This is a genomic window from Flagellimonas onchidii, assembly GCF_004804315.1.
Taxonomy (GTDB): Bacteria; Bacteroidota; Bacteroidia; order Flavobacteriales; family Flavobacteriaceae; genus Flagellimonas; species Flagellimonas onchidii.
This window is the reverse complement of record NZ_SRXX01000019.1, coordinates 40,876-58,674: the sequence shown is the minus strand read 5'-3', so window position 1 is coordinate 58,674 and position 17,799 is coordinate 40,876. Positions and strand designations below refer to the sequence as shown.

The following is a 17,799-nucleotide window of genomic DNA, read 5'->3' as shown; positions in this document are numbered from 1 at the left end:
GTCATCATCGACATCGGCATTGTCGCCCGTTCCATCCCCGTCGGTGTCCGTGTCCTCGGACGGGTCCAAAGGAAAGGCATCGGCACCATCATCGGTACCATCGTTGTCATCATCGGCATCCGCATTGTCGCCCGTTCCATCCCCGTCGGTGTCCGTGTCCTCGGACGGGTCCAAAGGAAAGGCATCGGCACCATCATCGGTACCATCGTTGTCATCATCGGCATCGGCATTGTCGCCCGTTCCATCCCCGTCGGTGTCCGTGTCCTCGGACGGGTCCAAAGGAAAGGCATCGGCACCATCATCGGTACCATCGTTGTCATCATCGACATCGGCATTGTCGCCCGTTCCATCCCCGTCGGTGTCCGTGTCCTCGGACGGGTCCAAAGGAAAGGCATCGGCACCATCATCGGTACCATCGTTGTCATCATCGGCATCCGCATTGTCGCCCGTTCCATCCCCGTCGGTGTCCGTGTCCTCGGACGGGTCCAAAGGAAAGGCATCGGCACCATCATCGGTACCATCGTTGTCATCATCGGCATCGGCATTGTCGCCCGTTCCATCCCCATCGGTGTCCGTGTCCACAATTATAGTCCTGACCACTTCCTCTGCGGCCTTGCCCAAATCGTCCATCACATTGTAGCTAACTTGGTACTCCCCCTTGGTCGAGGTGTCCACAGGGGGAGAGGCATCGATCTCTATAGACATGGTAATGTCATCTCCCCTAAAATCCTCTGCCGTCGCCCCAAGCTCCGTATAGGGGCCTCCCGGTTCCAACAACTGGGAGCCGGGTCCGTTCAAGACGATCACAGGGGGAAGGTGCTCCCTTATCGACCCAAAACCGGTCCAGCCCGCGCTCTGGTACTCTGTCACAGAGGCACCCTTGGATATGACCAACTCCACACCGCTTACATCCCCAAGGACCCTAATACTGGGTGGCCGAACCCCCTCCACGATAATCTGCCTCAATGGAGTTCCCCTACTAAAAGCACCTTCCCCTATGGAGGTGACACCATCGGGGATCGTAACGCTCCTCAAGTAGTTGAAAGCAAAAGCAAAACTTCCTATGGAGGTGACACCATCGGGGATCGTAACGCCCGTCAATTGGTTCTCACTAAAAGCACCATCCCCTATGGAGGTGACACCATCGGGGATCGTAACGCCCGTCAATTGGTTCTCACTAAAAGCACCATTCCCTATGGAGGTGACACCATCGGGGATCGTAACGCTCTTCAATTGGTTCTGACTAAAAGCACCATTCCCTATGGAGGTGACACCATCGGGGATCGTAACGCTCTTCAATTGGTTCCGACTAAAAGCAAAACCTCGTATGGAGGTGACACCATCGGGGATCGTAACGCTCGTCAATCGGTTCTCCCTAAAAGCACCATCCCCTATGGAGGTGACACCATCGGGGATCGTAACGCCCGTCAATTGGTTCTCCCTAAAAGCATCACTCCCTATGGAGGTGACACCATCGGGGATCGTAACGCCCGTCAATTGGTTCTGACTAAAAGCACCATCCCCTATGGAGGTGACACCATCGGGGATCGTAACACTCGTCAATCGGTTCTCCCTAAAAGCACCATCCCCTATGGAGGTGACACCATCGGGGATCGTAACGCCCGTCAATCGGTTCTCCCTAAAAGCACCATTCCCTATGGAGGTGACACCATCGGGGATCGTAACGCCCGTCAATTGGTTCTGACTAAAAGCACCATCCCCTATGGAGGTGACACCATCGGGGATCGTAACACTCGTCAATCGGTTGTTAGCAAAAGCATGATTCCCTATGGAGGTGACACTATAGGTAGTGGCGCCTACAACAATCTCGGAGGGAATCACAATGTCAGTGATATCTTTTGCCCTCCCTATTACAGTTGCAGCATCCCCCACTATTCTATACTCCAAATCGCCAACAGTGATTTGGGAAAGGCCCATGACAAGAACACTAATGAGCATTGCTTTTTTCATGATACATCTCTTTAAAAATGATTTGCAAAGGACAGGCCCCGTTTCCAAATCATGGCACAGCACATCCTTCGATGGTCCCATAAAAGTTATATCTGGACTTTAAGTTGTTCTTAAAAGTATTAAATCAGTCAAATGGAGTTGTTACTTTTACTCGGACATAAAATTTAAGATCGTTTGTTACAAAACAAACATCTTAGAAACTTGAAAAAACGAGTTTATAGTGCTGATTAAAGGAACAAGCAGTACGGTTAAGTTATCAACGAGATAACATTAAAGAATTGGCAGATGAATTGGGTATTGATGTCCAAAGGATATATAAATGGCGCAGAGCGTCAAAATCCAACAGTACAACTAAGCCAGAAAAACCAATGGTCCAAGATGCTTTAGAAGTTAAAAGATTACGTAAAGCCCTTATATCTTGAACATTTATTTTCCATATGGCATTATTGAGCTGAATACATATATGATATCATCTTAGCTACTTATCCTCTTTAATAGTCGGGTAGTCCGTATATCCTCTTTTATCACCTCCTCCAAACAAAGTATGGGAGTCAGAAATTTCATTGAGTGGGGCATTCAATTCGACACGCTGCGGGTAATCAGGATTTGTTAAAAAGTTTCTTCCAAAACCAATGAGATCAACCAAATTTTCCTTTAACAGCAATTCGCCTTCATCAGGTGTTTTATTTCCAGTAGCAATAATTGCATTTCCAAATCTTAACCTTAAGGTCTTTCTAAACAGCAATGGGATTTCCGGGGCATCATCCCAATCAGTTTCACATAAATGCAAATAGGCAATATCCAGTGTGTTGAGCTTTTTAGCTGACAACATAATGGTATCTAAAATTTCCGGGTCGTCCATATCCTTAAACTTAATGAACGGGGACAGACGGACCCCCACTTTCTCTTTACCTATAGCTTCAGAAACCAGTTGCGTAATCTCCATGAGCAATCGAACCCTATTTTCTTTGCAGCTACCATATTCATCCGTTCTTTTATTGGCGTTGCTACGTAGGAATTGGTCAATCAAATAACCATTGGCACCATGAATCTCCACACCATCAAACCCAGCTTCTATAGCATTTTTGGCTCCCTCGACAAATTCATTGATGACTTGCTCTATATCTTCATAGGTCATTTCCCTGGGATCTTCCACTGGAACAAATGTGGCATCACCATTGGGCGCTCCATCAAATATGTACACATTGGTTTCTTTTGCAGTAATAGGAGAAGGAGCTATTGGCTGAAGTCCATTTACTTTAGAAGAGGATACCCGCCCTACATGCCATAACTGAAGGAATATCTTTCCTCCTTGCTCATGCACTTCGTTGGTAACCAGTTTCCAGCCTTCAATCTGTTCCGGGGTATAGATTCCAGGTGTTTTGGCATACCCTTTTCCCTGAAGGCTAATCTGAGTTGCTTCGGTTATGATAAGACCTGCCGAAGTACGTTGCCCATAATACTCCGCCATTAACGCATTGGGAATATCACCAGGCTGTGAACTGCGAGACCTGGTCATGGGAGCCATTACAAATCTATTTTTTAAGGTCTTACCCTTTAATCCGTATGTTGAAAATAATCTTTTGTATTTCATGTCTTTAAAATTTGTTTTTTGAATTCTATTGTTGTGAACAGTAAGGTGGTGTTTCCAATATTCTCTAGATTATGGATGAAATAATTTTCTTCATTCAAATCCGGAAAGTGTTTTGTCTCACCTTTACCGTAAATTGTTTCCGTTACCCTGCCATCGTTATAAAATGACCTCGATTTGCCTTCGCTTTGGGCTATGTAGATGTAAGGCTTATCATGCTTGTGAAAAGGAAGGGCTTGTTTCGTTGGCAGGTGAATGGTCCAAACCTTGATATCAACATTTTCAAATACCAGATATTCACCCACATCTGTGTTATTCTTTCCTTTTTTGAGGGCATCCCTGAGCCCATTTGTCCAAGGCTGTGACCAATGGTTTATCGCATTGATTTCTTTTGTCTTCATTAGAATTGTATTGCTATTTTACCAATGGTCTGGTTAGTTTCCAACAGGCTATGAGCTTCTTTTAGGTTTTCAACAGAAAACCCTTTTAGCGTTTTGTTTATGGTAGATACTATGATGCCTTTATCCAATAATTCCGAAACCTTGTTCAGGATATGGTATTGTTGTACCATATCTTCTGTTTGGAACATAGAACGGGTGTACATTAGTTCCCATGAAAAAGACACACTTTTTGATTTGAGCTTATTGAGTACAACAGGTTCGGAACTACCCGTAATGGAAGCAATATGTCCTTGAGGCTTTATAAGTTTCACCATAGTATCCCAATAGCTATTGGTATCCACAAAGTCGACGATGAAGTCAACTTCATTGAATCCAGCTTTATGCATTTCGTTGATTAAATCTTTATGGTTTACCACATAATCTGCTCCCATTTGTTTGCACCATGCCATTGTCTCAGGTCTTGAAGCTGTTGCCAGTACCGTGAGTCCTGCTACCTTTTTTGCCAATTGTATGGCAATGGAGCCGACACCTCCCGCGCCTCCAATTATCAAAATGGATTTGCCCTTATCTTTTTCAGGTGATATCCGAATTCGGTCAAAAAGAATCTCCCAGGCAGTCAATGAAGTCAATGGCATGACAGCTGCCCTTGTATCCGATATGTTTTTTGGTGCATAACCAACGATACGTTCATCTACCAACTGATATTCAGCATTGGTTCCTGGTCGTGTAATATCGCCCGCATAAAACACCTTGTCGCCAACCTTAAAAAGTCCGGTATTGCCTCCAACGGCTTCTACAGTCCCTATGGCATCCCAACCAATAATTTTCGGTTCTTCCAGAATCGTATCCTTAGCACTATTCTGTCGTATTTTAAAATCTACCGGGTTTACCGAAATTGCTGCTACTCTTACCAAAAGGTCACGGCCTGTTGGTTTTGGGGTTTCTGTTTTAAATTCAATAAAGCTTTCTTTATGTGAAATGGGGTGTGATGTTTTAAATCCTATGGTTTTCATACTAATTCTTTTTTAATTGATTTTGAATTTTAAATCCAATGCGTACGCATTGTTTTCTACATTACTGATGATAAAGTAGAAGAACAGGGCATATACCATTTGTCCACCAGCCCATTCCCAATGCCCTGCAAGACACGAGCCCAAAATCAATATCGCTATAAGCAAAGCCCCGGCAATGGCGGCTCGATATGTAAAAATCCCAAGTATCAATAGACCACCAACTAGCAATTCAAGTATTGGAAGTACGCTTCCCCAGGCATAAACACTCCATTGGGGCAGTATGGTGTGTTGGAATTGGGTCATCATCCAATCACGGAACCCTGCAATCTTTGGAAGGCGTACCAGTCCATGGGCAAACAGGTTAATCCCCATGGTAATCCGTAGTAATGCATAAGCTGTTTGCTTATTCGTTGTTTTCATCTGTTTCATTTTTTATTTGCTTAATCTGTATCCCAGTAGTTTTCCATCCAACATCAATGGGATGTACACCATTTTCGTTGCTTTGTCAAAACCAATATCGGCACTGCCTTTAGGTAAGTCCAAAGCTTCCGAAACCTGATTGTTGGCTCCATTGAGATATAATAGTTTTCCTGACAACCAATCGGTTATGAAATGACCATGTATGGTCTTTTCAAGTCCGTCTAGATTACCAATGGATTGGGAAACCGGAGTGATTGATTTATCTTTTACATTGACTTTTAATACGTTGCCCAGTGTTTTTGTAACGTAGGTTTCAGGATTCAAATCAATACCCCAGTTGGCCACGTACAAGTCTTTTTCATCTATCAATAAACCATTGGGCATGTTAAGTTTATCATCTTTCATCCATAGGTAGACCTTTCCTTTTTTTGATAACTTATAAATGCCCGAAAAACCAAAAGTATTGCTCACATAAACATTTCCTCTTTTATCCGCAGTTACATCGTTTAAAAAGGTGGCCTCAGGTGCCTGAAAAGATTGGACTCTTCTTGTTTTAATATTGATTTCTATGATTTCATCAATATCCGCTACGTAGAGCTTCCCCTTGTATATATACATTCCTTTAGGGGCATTTAATCCATCGACCCACTTCTTTTCCACTATTTTTCAGTCCAACCCTACTTTAGATATGTAACCATTACCATCTTTATCCGTAGGGTTTCCATTGATATTGGACACATATAGTACATTGTTCACGGGGTCTTTTACCACACTTTCTGGAGCTTCAAAACCATTGGTCTCAAAAACCTTTGTCAGTTTATATGGAAATTGCTCCTGTGCCTGGGTGAACATTCCAACAAAAGCGACTATTACTACAATTAGATTTTTCATAATCATTTTACTTATTGAATTGGATTTCTGCATTGTCTATTGGTGTATTGGGGTCGTCTTTGACCATATTGGCGATATGGTCCTTTCTCATAAACACTACGCCCTCGTGTTGTTTGGCATATTGGATAAATTCATCCACCACTTTTACCACAGACGGAGCACCACCGATACGGTCGTGAAGGCTTACGGACATCATACGACGCCAGTCGGCACCTTCAGCATACAATTGGTCAAATTCGGCCTTCAACTGTGCCAGAAATTGGTCCGGACTCCAGTTTTTGCCAGCGATATTCACAATGTCATTATTACGCAAAGTATAGGGCATCACTACAAAATTTTTGCCTCGAACCTTGGTAATAAAAGGTTCATCCCTGCTCAGGTCGTCTATATGGTATAGAAAACCCAATTCCTGCAATACCTTTAAGGTATTCGGGCTTCTACGGAGCCAGTTGCTATTATAACCTACGCCGCGCTGTCCTGTAATGGCTTCAACGGTGTCTATTCCTTTTTTCACAAATGCCAATTCATCTTTATAGGACAAATTCCATTGGTCGTCCCAGGCAATACCATGGGCTGCGATTTCATGTCCACCATCAGCTATAGCCTTGGCTACTTCTGGATATTTTATAGCGGCTTCGCCTACCACGTGGGAAGTCACCTTTATGTTGTGTTTGTCCCAAAGACGTAACATACGATAAATGCCTTCTCTGGCACCGTACCTGAACCAGCTCTCTGCAGGCAAATCTGGATTCCCTTTTGGTAACGGATTTCCTGAAAACGGACTTTCCGCCCCTTCAGGCTGTCCTCCTGTTTCGAATTGCATAGAAAAAGAGACTACCAATCTGGCTCCGTTTGGCCAGTGCGATTTACCTTTAGTTCTGTTATTGGACTGCGATATGGCTAAAGTCGTGCTGAGAAGACATAACAGCATCAACAAAGTCTTGAGATTGTTTTTACATTTCTTCATTTGTTATTTTTTAAGATTCATTTACAGGGGCAAAATTATGGGCTGACCACCCCACAGGTATTGTAAAATAAAAGGGTAGTTTTGTAAATAAATTTCATTAGTTTGAAACGGATTTTCAGTAGATATACCCTAAATGTTTTTCAGCTTAAGCTGGATACGTGGCCGTATCCCCAGCATACGCACAACTTTTACGAACTCATCCTTGTCAATGAAGGTTCTGGGAGGCATTTGCTCAACGGGGTTTCTTTTACCTATGACCCGGGACACGTTTTTTTATTGACCCCGGAAGACCATCATTCTTTTGAAATTGATTCCTATACGGTCTTTACCTACATCAAGTTTACCGAACAACTGTTTGCCGAAAAACAAGTTGGTGACCGTACAGCACATTGGATAAAAAAGTTTGAAAACGTGTTGTATAATCCAAACACCGTACCTGAATGCATCATCAAGGACCAAGAGGACAAAAAATTGATTTTTCCACTGGCCGATATGATCTTACAGGAATTTAACGCCCAAAAACCGCACTCCCGAATATTGATGCTCGAACTATTTGGTGCTATTATGGTTTTGATCACCCGAAACCTTTCACAGAAAAACCTGGTTTCGAGCAAGGTGATGCAGAACGAACAGGACAAGGTGCAACGGGTGCTGTCCCATATACGTCAAAACATGGATAAGAAAGCGTTGTTATCCCAAAAGTATATCGCTGAGACCTTTAACCTCTCACCCAAATATATCAGTAGTTACCTGAAAAAGCATACAGGCCTTGGATTGCAAAAAATGATTACCGAAACACGGTTGAAAACTGCTGAACGGTTATTGAAGCAAAGCACCTACACCATTTCACAAATTGCCAATCAAGTGGGATTCAATGACGCCAGTCATATGAATAAGACTTTCCAAAAATATCGGGGTAAAAATCCCATAGAATTTAGACGATAATTTATGCTTCTATCCTTTTAGTTTTCGATAATTAGCTGGAGTATCTCCTTCAAACTTTTTAAAAGCATTGTAAAATGAAGCTTTCGAGTGAAAACCCGCTTCCATTCCGATACCTTCAACAGATAGATTTTCCAGTGAATTATCCTTGAAGAGAGCTTTAGCTTTCTCTACCCTAAATTTGTTGATATAGTTATTAAAGTTTTTCCCTTTTTGCTTGTTCAGTGAAATAGAGATACGTTTGGGATGTACATGAATGGCATTAGCAACATCTATAATGGTAAGGTTATCCTTTAGATAACATTGTGAACTTTTAATATAATCATCAACAATTTTGACTATTTTAAACATTTCGCCAGAGGTCAGCACGTCTGATTTGGTTTTTTCTGCAAAATGTATTGAGTTGGAAGCTGAAGGTTCAGTTATTATGGTTGAATGTGGTTGTGTGTCCAATTGAGAAAAAAGCGAAAAAAGAGATGTGATATTCTCTTGTACTATACCTTTAAATGAAACCCAATAAATTAGAACCACATTGATGATAATCACAAAATAGTACCAATAGCTGTCGTCAATGAAAAAATTGATCATTAATAACAGCTGAAAACCAATGCTGGAATATGTGAACAGTCTGGCCCAATTTAACTGTTTATGAAGAACGAACGAGAATTGATTTTCTATTTCTTTCTTATGATGATGAATCCATTTGATAATTAAAATACCGACCCATATGGAATATCCAAGGCCAATAACAAAGTACACCATTGCATACCAAGAAGCTTTCAATTTTAATTTAAGGTCAATTGGGAGCAAAAAAATCACTATCCCCACTACAACTTCCAAAATACCAGGAGCCAAACTCCAATAGCTTGGAGTGTTGTTCCCGAAAACGGATATTTTTTGAATATAAATATAAAATGAAGGATAGGCTAAAAAATGAAAATGGACTGGTAATAGTTCTAATTGAGGGTATTGATCAAGCAGTCCTAGATTATCCAAAATATTTGGAATCGGCTCTAATGAAAACAATAGGATAAAAATTCCCAAGTATAAAGTAGGCTTGTTCTTTTTAGAATGTAGCAATAAAAGCATGGTTAAAAAAAGCAGTCCTTGTATAACACCAAGAATTTCTATGATACTTATAAAATTGTAATTAATTTCCATGGAAAACCTGTGAATTTTGATCTTGTGTCAAAATTCACAGGCTTCAAAAATACGATCTTTTCAATTTCCAATCATTGCCCAATTGATTCGGTTTTAAAACCAGTTTTTCTAAATAATCATCCGTCACAGCGGGTAAAATTGATAAGACACTGCTTATTTATGGTTTTTCAAACTGATTCTCAATGCCCAATTTATCTTGTCTGTTTTACAATACGGCCGTTTAAAGGTTGTTCATTTCTATAATTGTTGAGAGGCATCAGTTTTTGCAATACTTTTACTTGTTCCAAAGAAATTGTAATCGTTTTTTTAAATACAAACCAATTAACACCTTCGGTACATGGTGGTGTAGTCAAAGAACCTATATAGTTAAAATAACCCTTATCTTTTGGTAGGTTTTTATTTAAGTCAAATGAGGTATTGATCGATTTTGTTTGTCCTTTTGCCAAGGGAAGGTAACTTTCTAAAAATTGAAACGGGGCACTATCTTGACCTTCTTCCACCATTACGGCTAGCACCACAAATTGATTTTTATCACTAACATGTACCATATGAATAACCATTGGGTACCGAATACCATTTATGGTATGTTCCGAGGCTTCGTGGAAATGTATTTGCTTCAATTCGTATTTATCGCCATTATAATTTAAGTAATCCCCAGGTTCGAAGTTATATTGGATCGAATGCCCATTATTGACCACTTCGTGAATTTTTGTCGCTGATGCGTAATGAATGTCCAATGGTTCCATAGAACTATCTACCTTCGCATAAGTACTGATAATATTGATTGGAGATTGATGTTCTCCATCGCAATCTGAATCTTGTTCAATTTCTGCCCAATGTTCCGATCCGGTTTCACCCTGATAACTCCAATGTAAGTTCTTATTATGAACTTGGGATACTTTCTTTGCCCCAGTAAATTTTGTATTGCTTTTACAGGAAAATGTTAAAGCACCTAGTATGCAAACCAGTATTATTTTCGCTTTTTTTCTCATCGTTCTATTATTTGCTTGTAATTGGTGTTTGTGATTCTTAGATGTCATTTTTATTGTTTTTTATTTATAAATGATATTTTAATGTCGTTTGTAAAATGTTATTATTGATAAAGTTGTGATTACTATTGCCCACAGGGGCATAAGCATCCAGGAAGCCTACTCCTATGGAAGCTTTTTTTGAAAGGGGGTATGAAAGTCCGGCATAAAACCAATTTTGGTTGATGCTCCTTGGAACAATGCCCTTGTCCGTATTGAGCCATATTTCATCAAAAGCGGTTATCCCAATATTTTTGCCTTCCGTGATTTTAAACAAGGGCATACTCCATGTAAATCGGTAACGAAACCGCATTTTAAAATCAGTTCCATCTATATCATAATTTCCATTTGGTATTTGCACTACATTTTCAATAAACCGCTGTTCCAAACGAAAGCGATGCTTGAATGAGGATTTGTTCGATTTATGTAATAGTTGCAATTGTTGCCATGTATCATTTTCATTGAAGTTACGTGTGTTCCTGTAATTTCTTGAATAAGTATACCCGACAGCAAAATCTACTGTTTCATTGTATTTGTAGTGAAACGAGGGACGTATAAGAATTTGTTGCCAATCAGAAAGGAAATTGGTACGCCTGAAATGCGTTTCATTTTTGAGATAGAAATTATCGTTGAGCTTATAATCAACAATTAGGGAATTCCAAGAACTATACTTTTCTTGGGTTTGTGCTATCATTAAAAACGGTATGGATAGAAACAAACAAATGATGATTTTTTTCATTGTCTATGTGTTTTTATTTGACAATGCAAAGTTTCCAAATAGTTAACAGGAAAGGGGAGATGAATGGTACGTTGGCGTATAGAAATCGGAAACCTATACGCATTAAAGTTTTGGGCACAATAATTGAAGTATCTTATACGAATGGTTTTTTGCCAGGTAAGTGTGCTATAAGCTGGCCTTTCAAGACACTATCCAAAATTCTGTGTAAATGAACTTAAACGGGTCTAGCTGTTTTTTACAGTTGGATCCTTTTTTCAAATATAACGAGAAACTGGTTAAGTATCAGTCCCCAATTATGTATTGGCTGTGTCCATTTCCTGCTGATCTGCATCAGTGAGAGATAGACGGATTTTTTAAGGGCATCGTCGGTTGGGAATGCCATCTTGTTCTTGGTGTACTTCCTGATCTTCCCATTGAGGTTCTCTATCAGGTTTGTGGTATAGATAATCTTCCTGATCTCCAATGGAAAGTCAAAGAACACCGTGAGTTCCTCCCAGTTGTTGCGCCAAGATTGGATTGCGTATGGGTATTTTGTGCCCCATTTTTCCGCAAAGCGTTCAAGCTCCTGTGCCGCGGTCTCCTTGTTGGGCGCATTGTAGATGTGCTTCATATCCGCTGTAAAGGCCTTTTTGTCCTTCCATACCACATAGCGTGCGGAGTTGCGTATCTGGTGCACCACGCATATCTGTGTGTCCGCATTGGGGAACACATTCTTTATGGACAGTGTGAAGCCATTAAGGTTGTCGGTCACGGTAATGAGGATATCCCCGACCCCACGGGCCTTCAGATCGGTGAGCACGCCCTGCCAGAACGCGGCGGACTCATTCTGCCCCAGCCACATGCCCAATACCTCTTTATAGCCCTCGCGGTTCGATTCAACGGCCAGATAGATAGTCTTGTTGATGACCTTCCCCGATTGGCGCACCTTGAAGACGATGCCGTCCATCCACACCACGCAATAGACGGGGTCGAGCGGCCTGTTCTGCCAATCGAGCGCCTCTTGGTGCACACGGTCGGTGATGATGGATATTGCCGAAGTGGACAGCCTGTAGCCATAGATCTCCTGTAGCTCCTGCTCGATGTCCGATACGCTCATGCCCTTGGCATACAGTGATATGACGATTTTTTCTATTGGTGATGCCATACTTTGCCCTTTGGGCACTTCCACTGGTTCAAAACTGCCATCGCGGTCACGTGGCACCTTCAATTGTGATTCCCCATAAGTTGACTTGAGCTTCTTGTTTGAAGTGCCGTTGCGGGCATTGGCCGAACTGTTCTTGGCGTTTTTGGGATAGCTCAAATGGGCCTCGAGTGCCGCCGTGTGGAGGCCGTTGAGAAGTTCCGAGAGCTCTTCCTGGGTCTTGATGCCATCAAGTGCCCCACTCTCCAAAAATTGTTTCTTGTAATCTTCCATGATAACTGAGGTTTAAAATTATACAAAAATTTAGGCGGGTCTTAAGACCCGCCTAAATCCTGTTTACACAGTTTATTGGATACTACCCCTTTCCAATAAAATTTGAACTTGTTTATAGGTTCTTTGGTGATTTATGTATAAATCGTCCTTATGTATTTAAATACATTATCGTATATCTGCTTTATTTTTAAGGTTTTGAGAAAGATTATGCCACAGCATAGTCTCAACAGTTAGCTTTTCAACTCAAAAACTGGGTAACCAACGAACATGCTTTTATGTGATGTCCAAGCTCTTTTTAGAAGTGGATACCTGATATGATTGAAAAAGAATACTCTGCCGTCTGTAAAAATTGCTCCGATTAACTTTCCGTATCCTACATATTACCTCAAGGGGATATATAATGTCGAACCTTTCCATGAACTAGATAGGTTTCCAATCGTTATTGGAGAAGATGTTCTCGGCTTTTTTAAAATTTCTCAGATTCCTATTCTTTTTCCTCAGGCACTTTAAAATAACCTTTTATTTAAAAGGCACATTCTTTATAGGTTTTTCGCTTTGGAATCAGGCTATCCCTTATTGCCCTTCCCTGTCTATAAATCTGTTATGCATTGATAACCAGCTCATTCTCTAGTTCTTTGATGTCTTCTGTTTAATAACTTAAGTAGACCTAAAATATCCTTACTGTTCTTCGATTTTTTTTGTTAAGGCCAGTTTCTTCATTTTTGTATGATATTTGTCTTGAAATAAGCATCCTTATATTTTGTGCTTGAGCAAATGTAACAACTCTAAAACATCTAATTTTAAGATTTTTCGACACTCTCTTCTTGGTAAGTACCTGAACATGATTTGCTATGCTCACCTTTAACAGAAATCACTGGCTCAATTTCAAAGAATATACAAAGAGTAGTTCTAGTTGAACAATCTGAAAATGACATCCTCTACTTAACTTGCATTGCCTTGCTAAATTCAAAATGGCCCTAGCAGGCAAAAAAGCTTATAATAGTAAATCAATGCATCCCGAATTTACTGCTTTGGTCTCCTGCAAAATCTTACCCATAAGAAAAGTCCACAGACCAAAAGAACACTGTAAATAAGACCAAAATACATATAATCTATCGATTTTACCTTTGAATCAAATAAATCCATAAGCTCATTCATCTCGTGCAAAACAAAAAACAAAGGAGCATCATGAGAGTCGTCATCATAGGTTCTAAACCATTGATAAGTTCTAATAAGTAGGATATAAACTGCTAGACCTAGTAAAGAAACAGCCTTATTTTTACTACGATTTAACATATGCTTTTTAGTTTGCACGTCTTGATTTCACTTCAAATATCCTTGATACATCCAAACATCACCTACCATCAGCCAACAGTTGGTATGATACAAGTAATAAGTGCTTATAAAGCTGATAGAACTTGGTAATGAGTCTGAAAATCCTTAGCTGGCACCATAAGGCAAGTATTAGATTATTGTGAAATATCCAGCTAGTCCCTAAACAAGATTTACAGATACTTCCAGAGAAGTGAGTTAGTTAAACACAGCCTGGGGTTCTTTAAAGCAGTAAAGTGTTTAATTCTGAACAGCAAGGTAATGTTGGAATCTTATACATCAAGACCTAGTCTACCAACTATGCCATGAGCTATATCCATAAAGTGGTTTTCATCTAAGGCGCCCAGAATCTTCTTCGCTTTGAGGTACTCTTGAAGTTTCCATCAGGGACAAAAAAGCCATTCTTATAGTATTTCGTATAGAACTCCAGATTCCCAGTGACGGCCATGGTGAAATCATGGACCTCTATCGGGGGCGAATCCTTGTTCCAGTTCTAAAAAGGTATAGACTCACTATATTGATTGACATAAATTTAAAATACCATCTTGCTGATTTATTAATTTCCCAAAATAGAGATTAAGGCCTAGAAGTATAGCGTTGAGTACAAACAAAAGTTAGTTGAACTGAGTTATTCTCATGACAATATTGTTCAGGTATGCAAAGAGCTAGACAGCCTCAATATCATCTTCGGTAGATGGAAAAAGGGATTAGACAAATATTGCCATATTCGGTTCCTGCATCGTGGCAACCAAAAAATGGTCGATGCCCATCAGGAACTGCGGTATCATCCTGCACCAGTTCCTAACAATCTATGAAAAAAGGGTCAGATTCTAAAAAAGTCCAACCCCTGTTATTCTAATTTACACACTATCTGGATAGTGTTCAGGTTTTCACAAATTAGATTCGAAATTATGTTATTGTCCTGTTGCTCAAAATATTTGCAACAACATTAAACTCCTCTTCAAATTATTCAATCCTGAAGAAACCAACTCGATTATAGCCTATAACATAGTAGATATATCTACAAAGAAATCTGCTTTTGCCGATTCATCCACGGTATTCATTTATATCAAACTAATATGATAATAGAGAACATTAAAAATCATTGCCTTATTGAACATTATAGAAAAGCACTGTTAAAAATATTCTGCCTGATTGCTGAAATCACTACTGCTAATTTCAAAGCTTGGTCTATTGCTCCAGGGTGTTGGCCTAATCTTAGTAAACTTGCCTTATGGCTGCCATAGCACATATACCCTCCATTAATCAATGAAAATACCATGCAGATGTAATGATATGCCAACTCGTCTACTATTCCTAAAGACGGAAATGGCCTGAGTCCTATATCTTCAATTGTTCCACCAGTATCAATCGCACTAACACTTCTTCCCATAAAATACGGATTCGTCACACTCATTCTAGAAGATGCTATGTGCAAAATCCTTTTTTCTTCCTCATCAAGCTCACCTACTTTACTTTTTATCAATGAAACAATTTTTTCGTCTCTGGTAACCATACTTGAAGCCCATGCAATCATTTTTATGTGCTCCTTACTCAACAACTTATTTCCTTTTAAGGTTTCTTCAAACAATTTTTGTTGATCTTCAATTTCAGGTATTTGTTTTATTATCTTATTTAATATTTCCATTGAACCAATATATCAATTTATCACAAAGTTTTTTAAAGTTAATTCTTGACCAAAAAATACTATTAATCAACATTGTATTTAACATTCTACGTTGTAACATTTAGTTTGTCACCCCTATTTTCGTCAAAAAGCCTATTCAATAAAAAAGCCTCTTATGATCTATCCTGTTGAACCAACTCTTTGCCCAAACTTGGATTTTAATTTTCAATAAATCTTCTAGTCAATCACTGCTTACCATTTTACTTGACATGAGATTATTAATCAGTTTAGACAATTTTTACTCTTCGGGTCATAACTTGAACAAACTAAAGTATAGTCAAACTTACTTTCATTAGAAACGGAATATGTAGCAATGGTCAAGCCTCCTGAAACACAACTTCTTTGCTTTGCATTAATTATTTCCGTTCGATTTTTTAAAGATTCATGAATCTTTAAAGTTGATATGGGGTTTATATTATTATCATTACTTCCCTCAACAAAGCTTAAACAAGGAGCCAACAGTAAATTATCTATCCTCCTCATCCCCCTCAAGTCTACATTAATTAACCTATTGTCATTACAGGTCAAATTAACCAAATCCGTATTTTTTGAAACATTCAATTCAGTAAGTTTATTGACTGAACAATTTAAGCTTATCAGGGCAAGATTTGAGCTCAAATTCAATTCAACAATATCATTAGACATACAATTTAATGAGCGTAGGTTTGTATTATCCGAAATCTCAAGCTCAGTCAAATTATTGCCGCTACAATTCAAAGATTCTAAGTCGGTAAAGTGTTCAATCCCCCTCAGCGAGGCAATACCAGAATCCCTTACATCAAAACTCCGTCTCCCAACAACGTCCCCATGGGCCGTATCCATAAGGTCGTTTTCATCAAAGGCATCCGGAATCCTTGCCTTGATGGCGGCCCTGAAGTTTGCATCAGGGACAAAAAAGCCCCATTTGGCATGGAGCTCCAGATCGCCCGTGACCGCCACCGTGAAGTCATGGGCCTTGTTCAGGGACGGGTCCCGGTACCAGCCCCCAAAGGTGAACCCTTCACGCAAAGGGGGCGGAGGGGCATTCGCAGGGGCGCCGTGCACCACCTCTTGAGACGGGACAGCACCGCCACCGTTCGACTTGAAGGACACCGTATGTAGCACAGGGGCCACCATGTCCCACTTCGCATGGAGCTCCAGGTCGCCCGTGACCGCCACCGTGAAGTCATGGGCCTTGTTCAGGGACGGGTCCCGGTACCAGCCCCCAAAGGTGAACCCATCACGCAAAGGGGGCGGAGGGGCATTCGCAGGGGCGCCGTGCGCCACCTCTTGAGACGGGACAGCACCGCCACCGTTCGACTTGAAGGACACCGTATGTAGCACAGGGGCCACCATGTCCCACTTCGCATGGAGCTCCAGGTCGCCCGTGACCGCCACCGTGAAGTCATGGGCCTTGTTCAGGGACGGGTCCCGGTACCAGCCCCCAAAGGTGAACCCATCACGCAAAGGGGGCGGAGGGGCATTCGCAGGGGCGCCGTGCGCCACCTCTTGAGACGTGACAGCACCGCCACCGTTCGACTTGAAGGACACCGTATGTAGCACAGGGGCCACCATGTCCCACTTCGCATGGAGCTCCAGGTCGCCCGTGACCGCCACCGTGAAGTCATGGGCCTTGTTCAGGGACGGGTCCCGGTACCAGCCCCCAAAGGTGAACCCTTCACGCAAAGGGGACGGAGGGGCCTTTGCGAGAGTGCCGTGCGCCACCTCTTGAGACGGGACAGCGCCGCCACCGTTCGACTTGAAGGACACCGTATGTAGCACAGGGGCCACCATGTCCCACTTCGCATGGAGCTCCAGGTCGCCCGTGACCGTCACCGTGAAGTCATGGGCCTTGTTCAGGGACGGGTCCCGGTACCAGCCCCCAAAGGTGAACCCATCACGCAAAGGGGGCGGAGGGGCCTTTGCGAGAGTGCCGTGCGCCACCTCTTGAGACGCGACAGCTGCGCCACCGTTCGACTCGAACGAAATGGTGAACAGTATCGGGTCCCACTTCGCATGGAGCTCCAGGTCGCCCGTGACCGTCACCGTGAAGTCATGGGCCTCGTTCAGGGACGGGTCCCGGTACCAGCCCCCAAAGGTGAACCCATCACGCAAAGGGGGCGGAGGGGCATTCGCAGGGGCGCCGTGCGCCACCTCTTGAGACGCGACAGCTGCACCACCGTTCGACTCGAAGGACACTTCCCAGCTGCCTGGACCGTCATCCCTGCTGCACGAACTCGCTATATATATGCCCACACACATA

At 41.7% G+C, this 17,799-nt stretch carries 15 protein-coding genes and 1 pseudogene; 2 read left to right on the top strand and 14 right to left on the bottom strand.

Annotated features, from left to right (window positions below):
* Positions 1–1,971: leucine-rich repeat protein (locus E4661_RS16530; RefSeq protein WP_205728974.1), on the bottom strand; the 1,971-nt coding region annotated here is incomplete at its 3' end.
* 242 nt (positions 1,972–2,213) lie between these two features.
* On the opposite strand from E4661_RS16530, the pseudogene E4661_RS19675 reads away from it, so the two are divergent.
* Positions 2,214–2,393 (top strand): annotated as a pseudogene (locus E4661_RS19675) (transposase); the annotation flags it as partial.
* 56 nt (positions 2,394–2,449) lie between these two features.
* Here E4661_RS19675 and E4661_RS16520 read toward each other — a convergent pair.
* Genes E4661_RS16520 through E4661_RS16490 form a run of 7 tightly spaced genes read right to left on the bottom strand, consistent with a single transcriptional unit; the run spans position 2,450 to position 7,254 of the window.
* The gene (locus E4661_RS16520; RefSeq protein ID WP_136468570.1) at positions 2,450–3,565 is read right to left on the bottom strand and encodes an alkene reductase; all 1,116 of its coding nucleotides are present in this window, start codon (positions 3,563–3,565) and stop codon (positions 2,450–2,452) included.
* Positions 3,562–3,963 carry a cupin domain-containing protein gene (locus E4661_RS16515; protein ID WP_136468569.1) on the bottom strand — a complete coding sequence of 134 codons (402 nt, stop codon included), beginning with the start codon at positions 3,961–3,963 and terminating at the stop codon, positions 3,562–3,564. The genes E4661_RS16520 and E4661_RS16515 overlap by 4 nt, the downstream gene beginning before the upstream one ends.
* Positions 3,963–4,976, bottom strand: a complete 1,014-nt coding sequence (locus E4661_RS16510) for a zinc-binding alcohol dehydrogenase family protein (protein ID WP_136468568.1) — start codon at positions 4,974–4,976, stop codon at positions 3,963–3,965. Before E4661_RS16510 ends, E4661_RS16515 begins: the two co-directional genes overlap by 1 nt.
* A gap of 12 nt (positions 4,977–4,988) precedes the next feature.
* The gene (locus tag E4661_RS16505; RefSeq protein ID WP_168796396.1) at positions 4,989–5,396 is read right to left on the bottom strand and encodes a DoxX family membrane protein; all 408 of its coding nucleotides are present in this window, start codon (positions 5,394–5,396) and stop codon (positions 4,989–4,991) included.
* Between the two features lie 12 nt (positions 5,397–5,408).
* The gene (locus E4661_RS16500) at positions 5,409–6,056 is read right to left on the bottom strand and encodes an SMP-30/gluconolactonase/LRE family protein (RefSeq protein ID WP_136468566.1); all 648 of its coding nucleotides are present in this window, start codon (positions 6,054–6,056) and stop codon (positions 5,409–5,411) included.
* Positions 6,057–6,062: 6 nt separating this feature from the next.
* The gene (locus E4661_RS16495) at positions 6,063–6,287 is read right to left on the bottom strand and encodes a hypothetical protein (protein WP_136468565.1); all 225 of its coding nucleotides are present in this window, start codon (positions 6,285–6,287) and stop codon (positions 6,063–6,065) included.
* Positions 6,288–6,294: 7 nt separating this feature from the next.
* Positions 6,295–7,254, bottom strand: a complete 960-nt coding sequence (locus E4661_RS16490; RefSeq protein WP_136468564.1) for a polysaccharide deacetylase family protein — start codon at positions 7,252–7,254, stop codon at positions 6,295–6,297.
* 102 nt (positions 7,255–7,356) lie between these two features.
* Here E4661_RS16490 and E4661_RS16485 point away from each other — a divergent pair, with 102 nt between their 5' ends.
* The gene (locus tag E4661_RS16485; RefSeq protein ID WP_136468563.1) at positions 7,357–8,199 is read left to right on the top strand and encodes a helix-turn-helix domain-containing protein; all 843 of its coding nucleotides are present in this window, start codon (positions 7,357–7,359) and stop codon (positions 8,197–8,199) included.
* Positions 8,200–8,208: 9 nt separating this feature from the next.
* Here E4661_RS16485 and E4661_RS16480 read toward each other — a convergent pair whose 3' ends face one another.
* The 6 genes from E4661_RS16480 to E4661_RS19490 form a co-directional block, all read right to left on the bottom strand.
* On the bottom strand, positions 8,209–9,357 hold the full coding sequence (locus E4661_RS16480) for a helix-turn-helix domain-containing protein (protein ID WP_136468562.1): 1,149 nt from the start codon (positions 9,355–9,357) through the stop codon (positions 8,209–8,211).
* A 191-nt stretch (positions 9,358–9,548) separates the two neighbouring features.
* Positions 9,549–10,349 carry a carbonic anhydrase gene (locus E4661_RS16475; protein ID WP_136468561.1) on the bottom strand — a complete coding sequence of 267 codons (801 nt, stop codon included), beginning with the start codon at positions 10,347–10,349 and terminating at the stop codon, positions 9,549–9,551.
* A gap of 64 nt (positions 10,350–10,413) precedes the next feature.
* A complete protein-coding gene (locus tag E4661_RS16470) occupies positions 10,414–11,124 on the bottom strand; it encodes a DUF2490 domain-containing protein (RefSeq protein ID WP_136468560.1) in 711 nt (236 codons plus the stop codon).
* Positions 11,125–11,359: 235 nt separating this feature from the next.
* The gene (locus E4661_RS16465; RefSeq protein ID WP_168796395.1) at positions 11,360–12,538 is read right to left on the bottom strand and encodes an IS256 family transposase; all 1,179 of its coding nucleotides are present in this window, start codon (positions 12,536–12,538) and stop codon (positions 11,360–11,362) included.
* 2,452 nt (positions 12,539–14,990) lie between these two features.
* Positions 14,991–15,518: a hypothetical protein gene (locus tag E4661_RS16460; protein ID WP_136468558.1), complete on the bottom strand. Its 528-nt coding sequence runs from the start codon at positions 15,516–15,518 to the stop codon at positions 14,991–14,993.
* A gap of 261 nt (positions 15,519–15,779) precedes the next feature.
* Positions 15,780–17,798 carry an InlB B-repeat-containing protein gene (locus E4661_RS19490; protein ID WP_417936420.1) on the bottom strand — a complete coding sequence of 673 codons (2,019 nt, stop codon included), beginning with the start codon at positions 17,796–17,798 and terminating at the stop codon, positions 15,780–15,782.
* Between the last annotated feature and the right edge of the window lies 1 nt (position 17,799).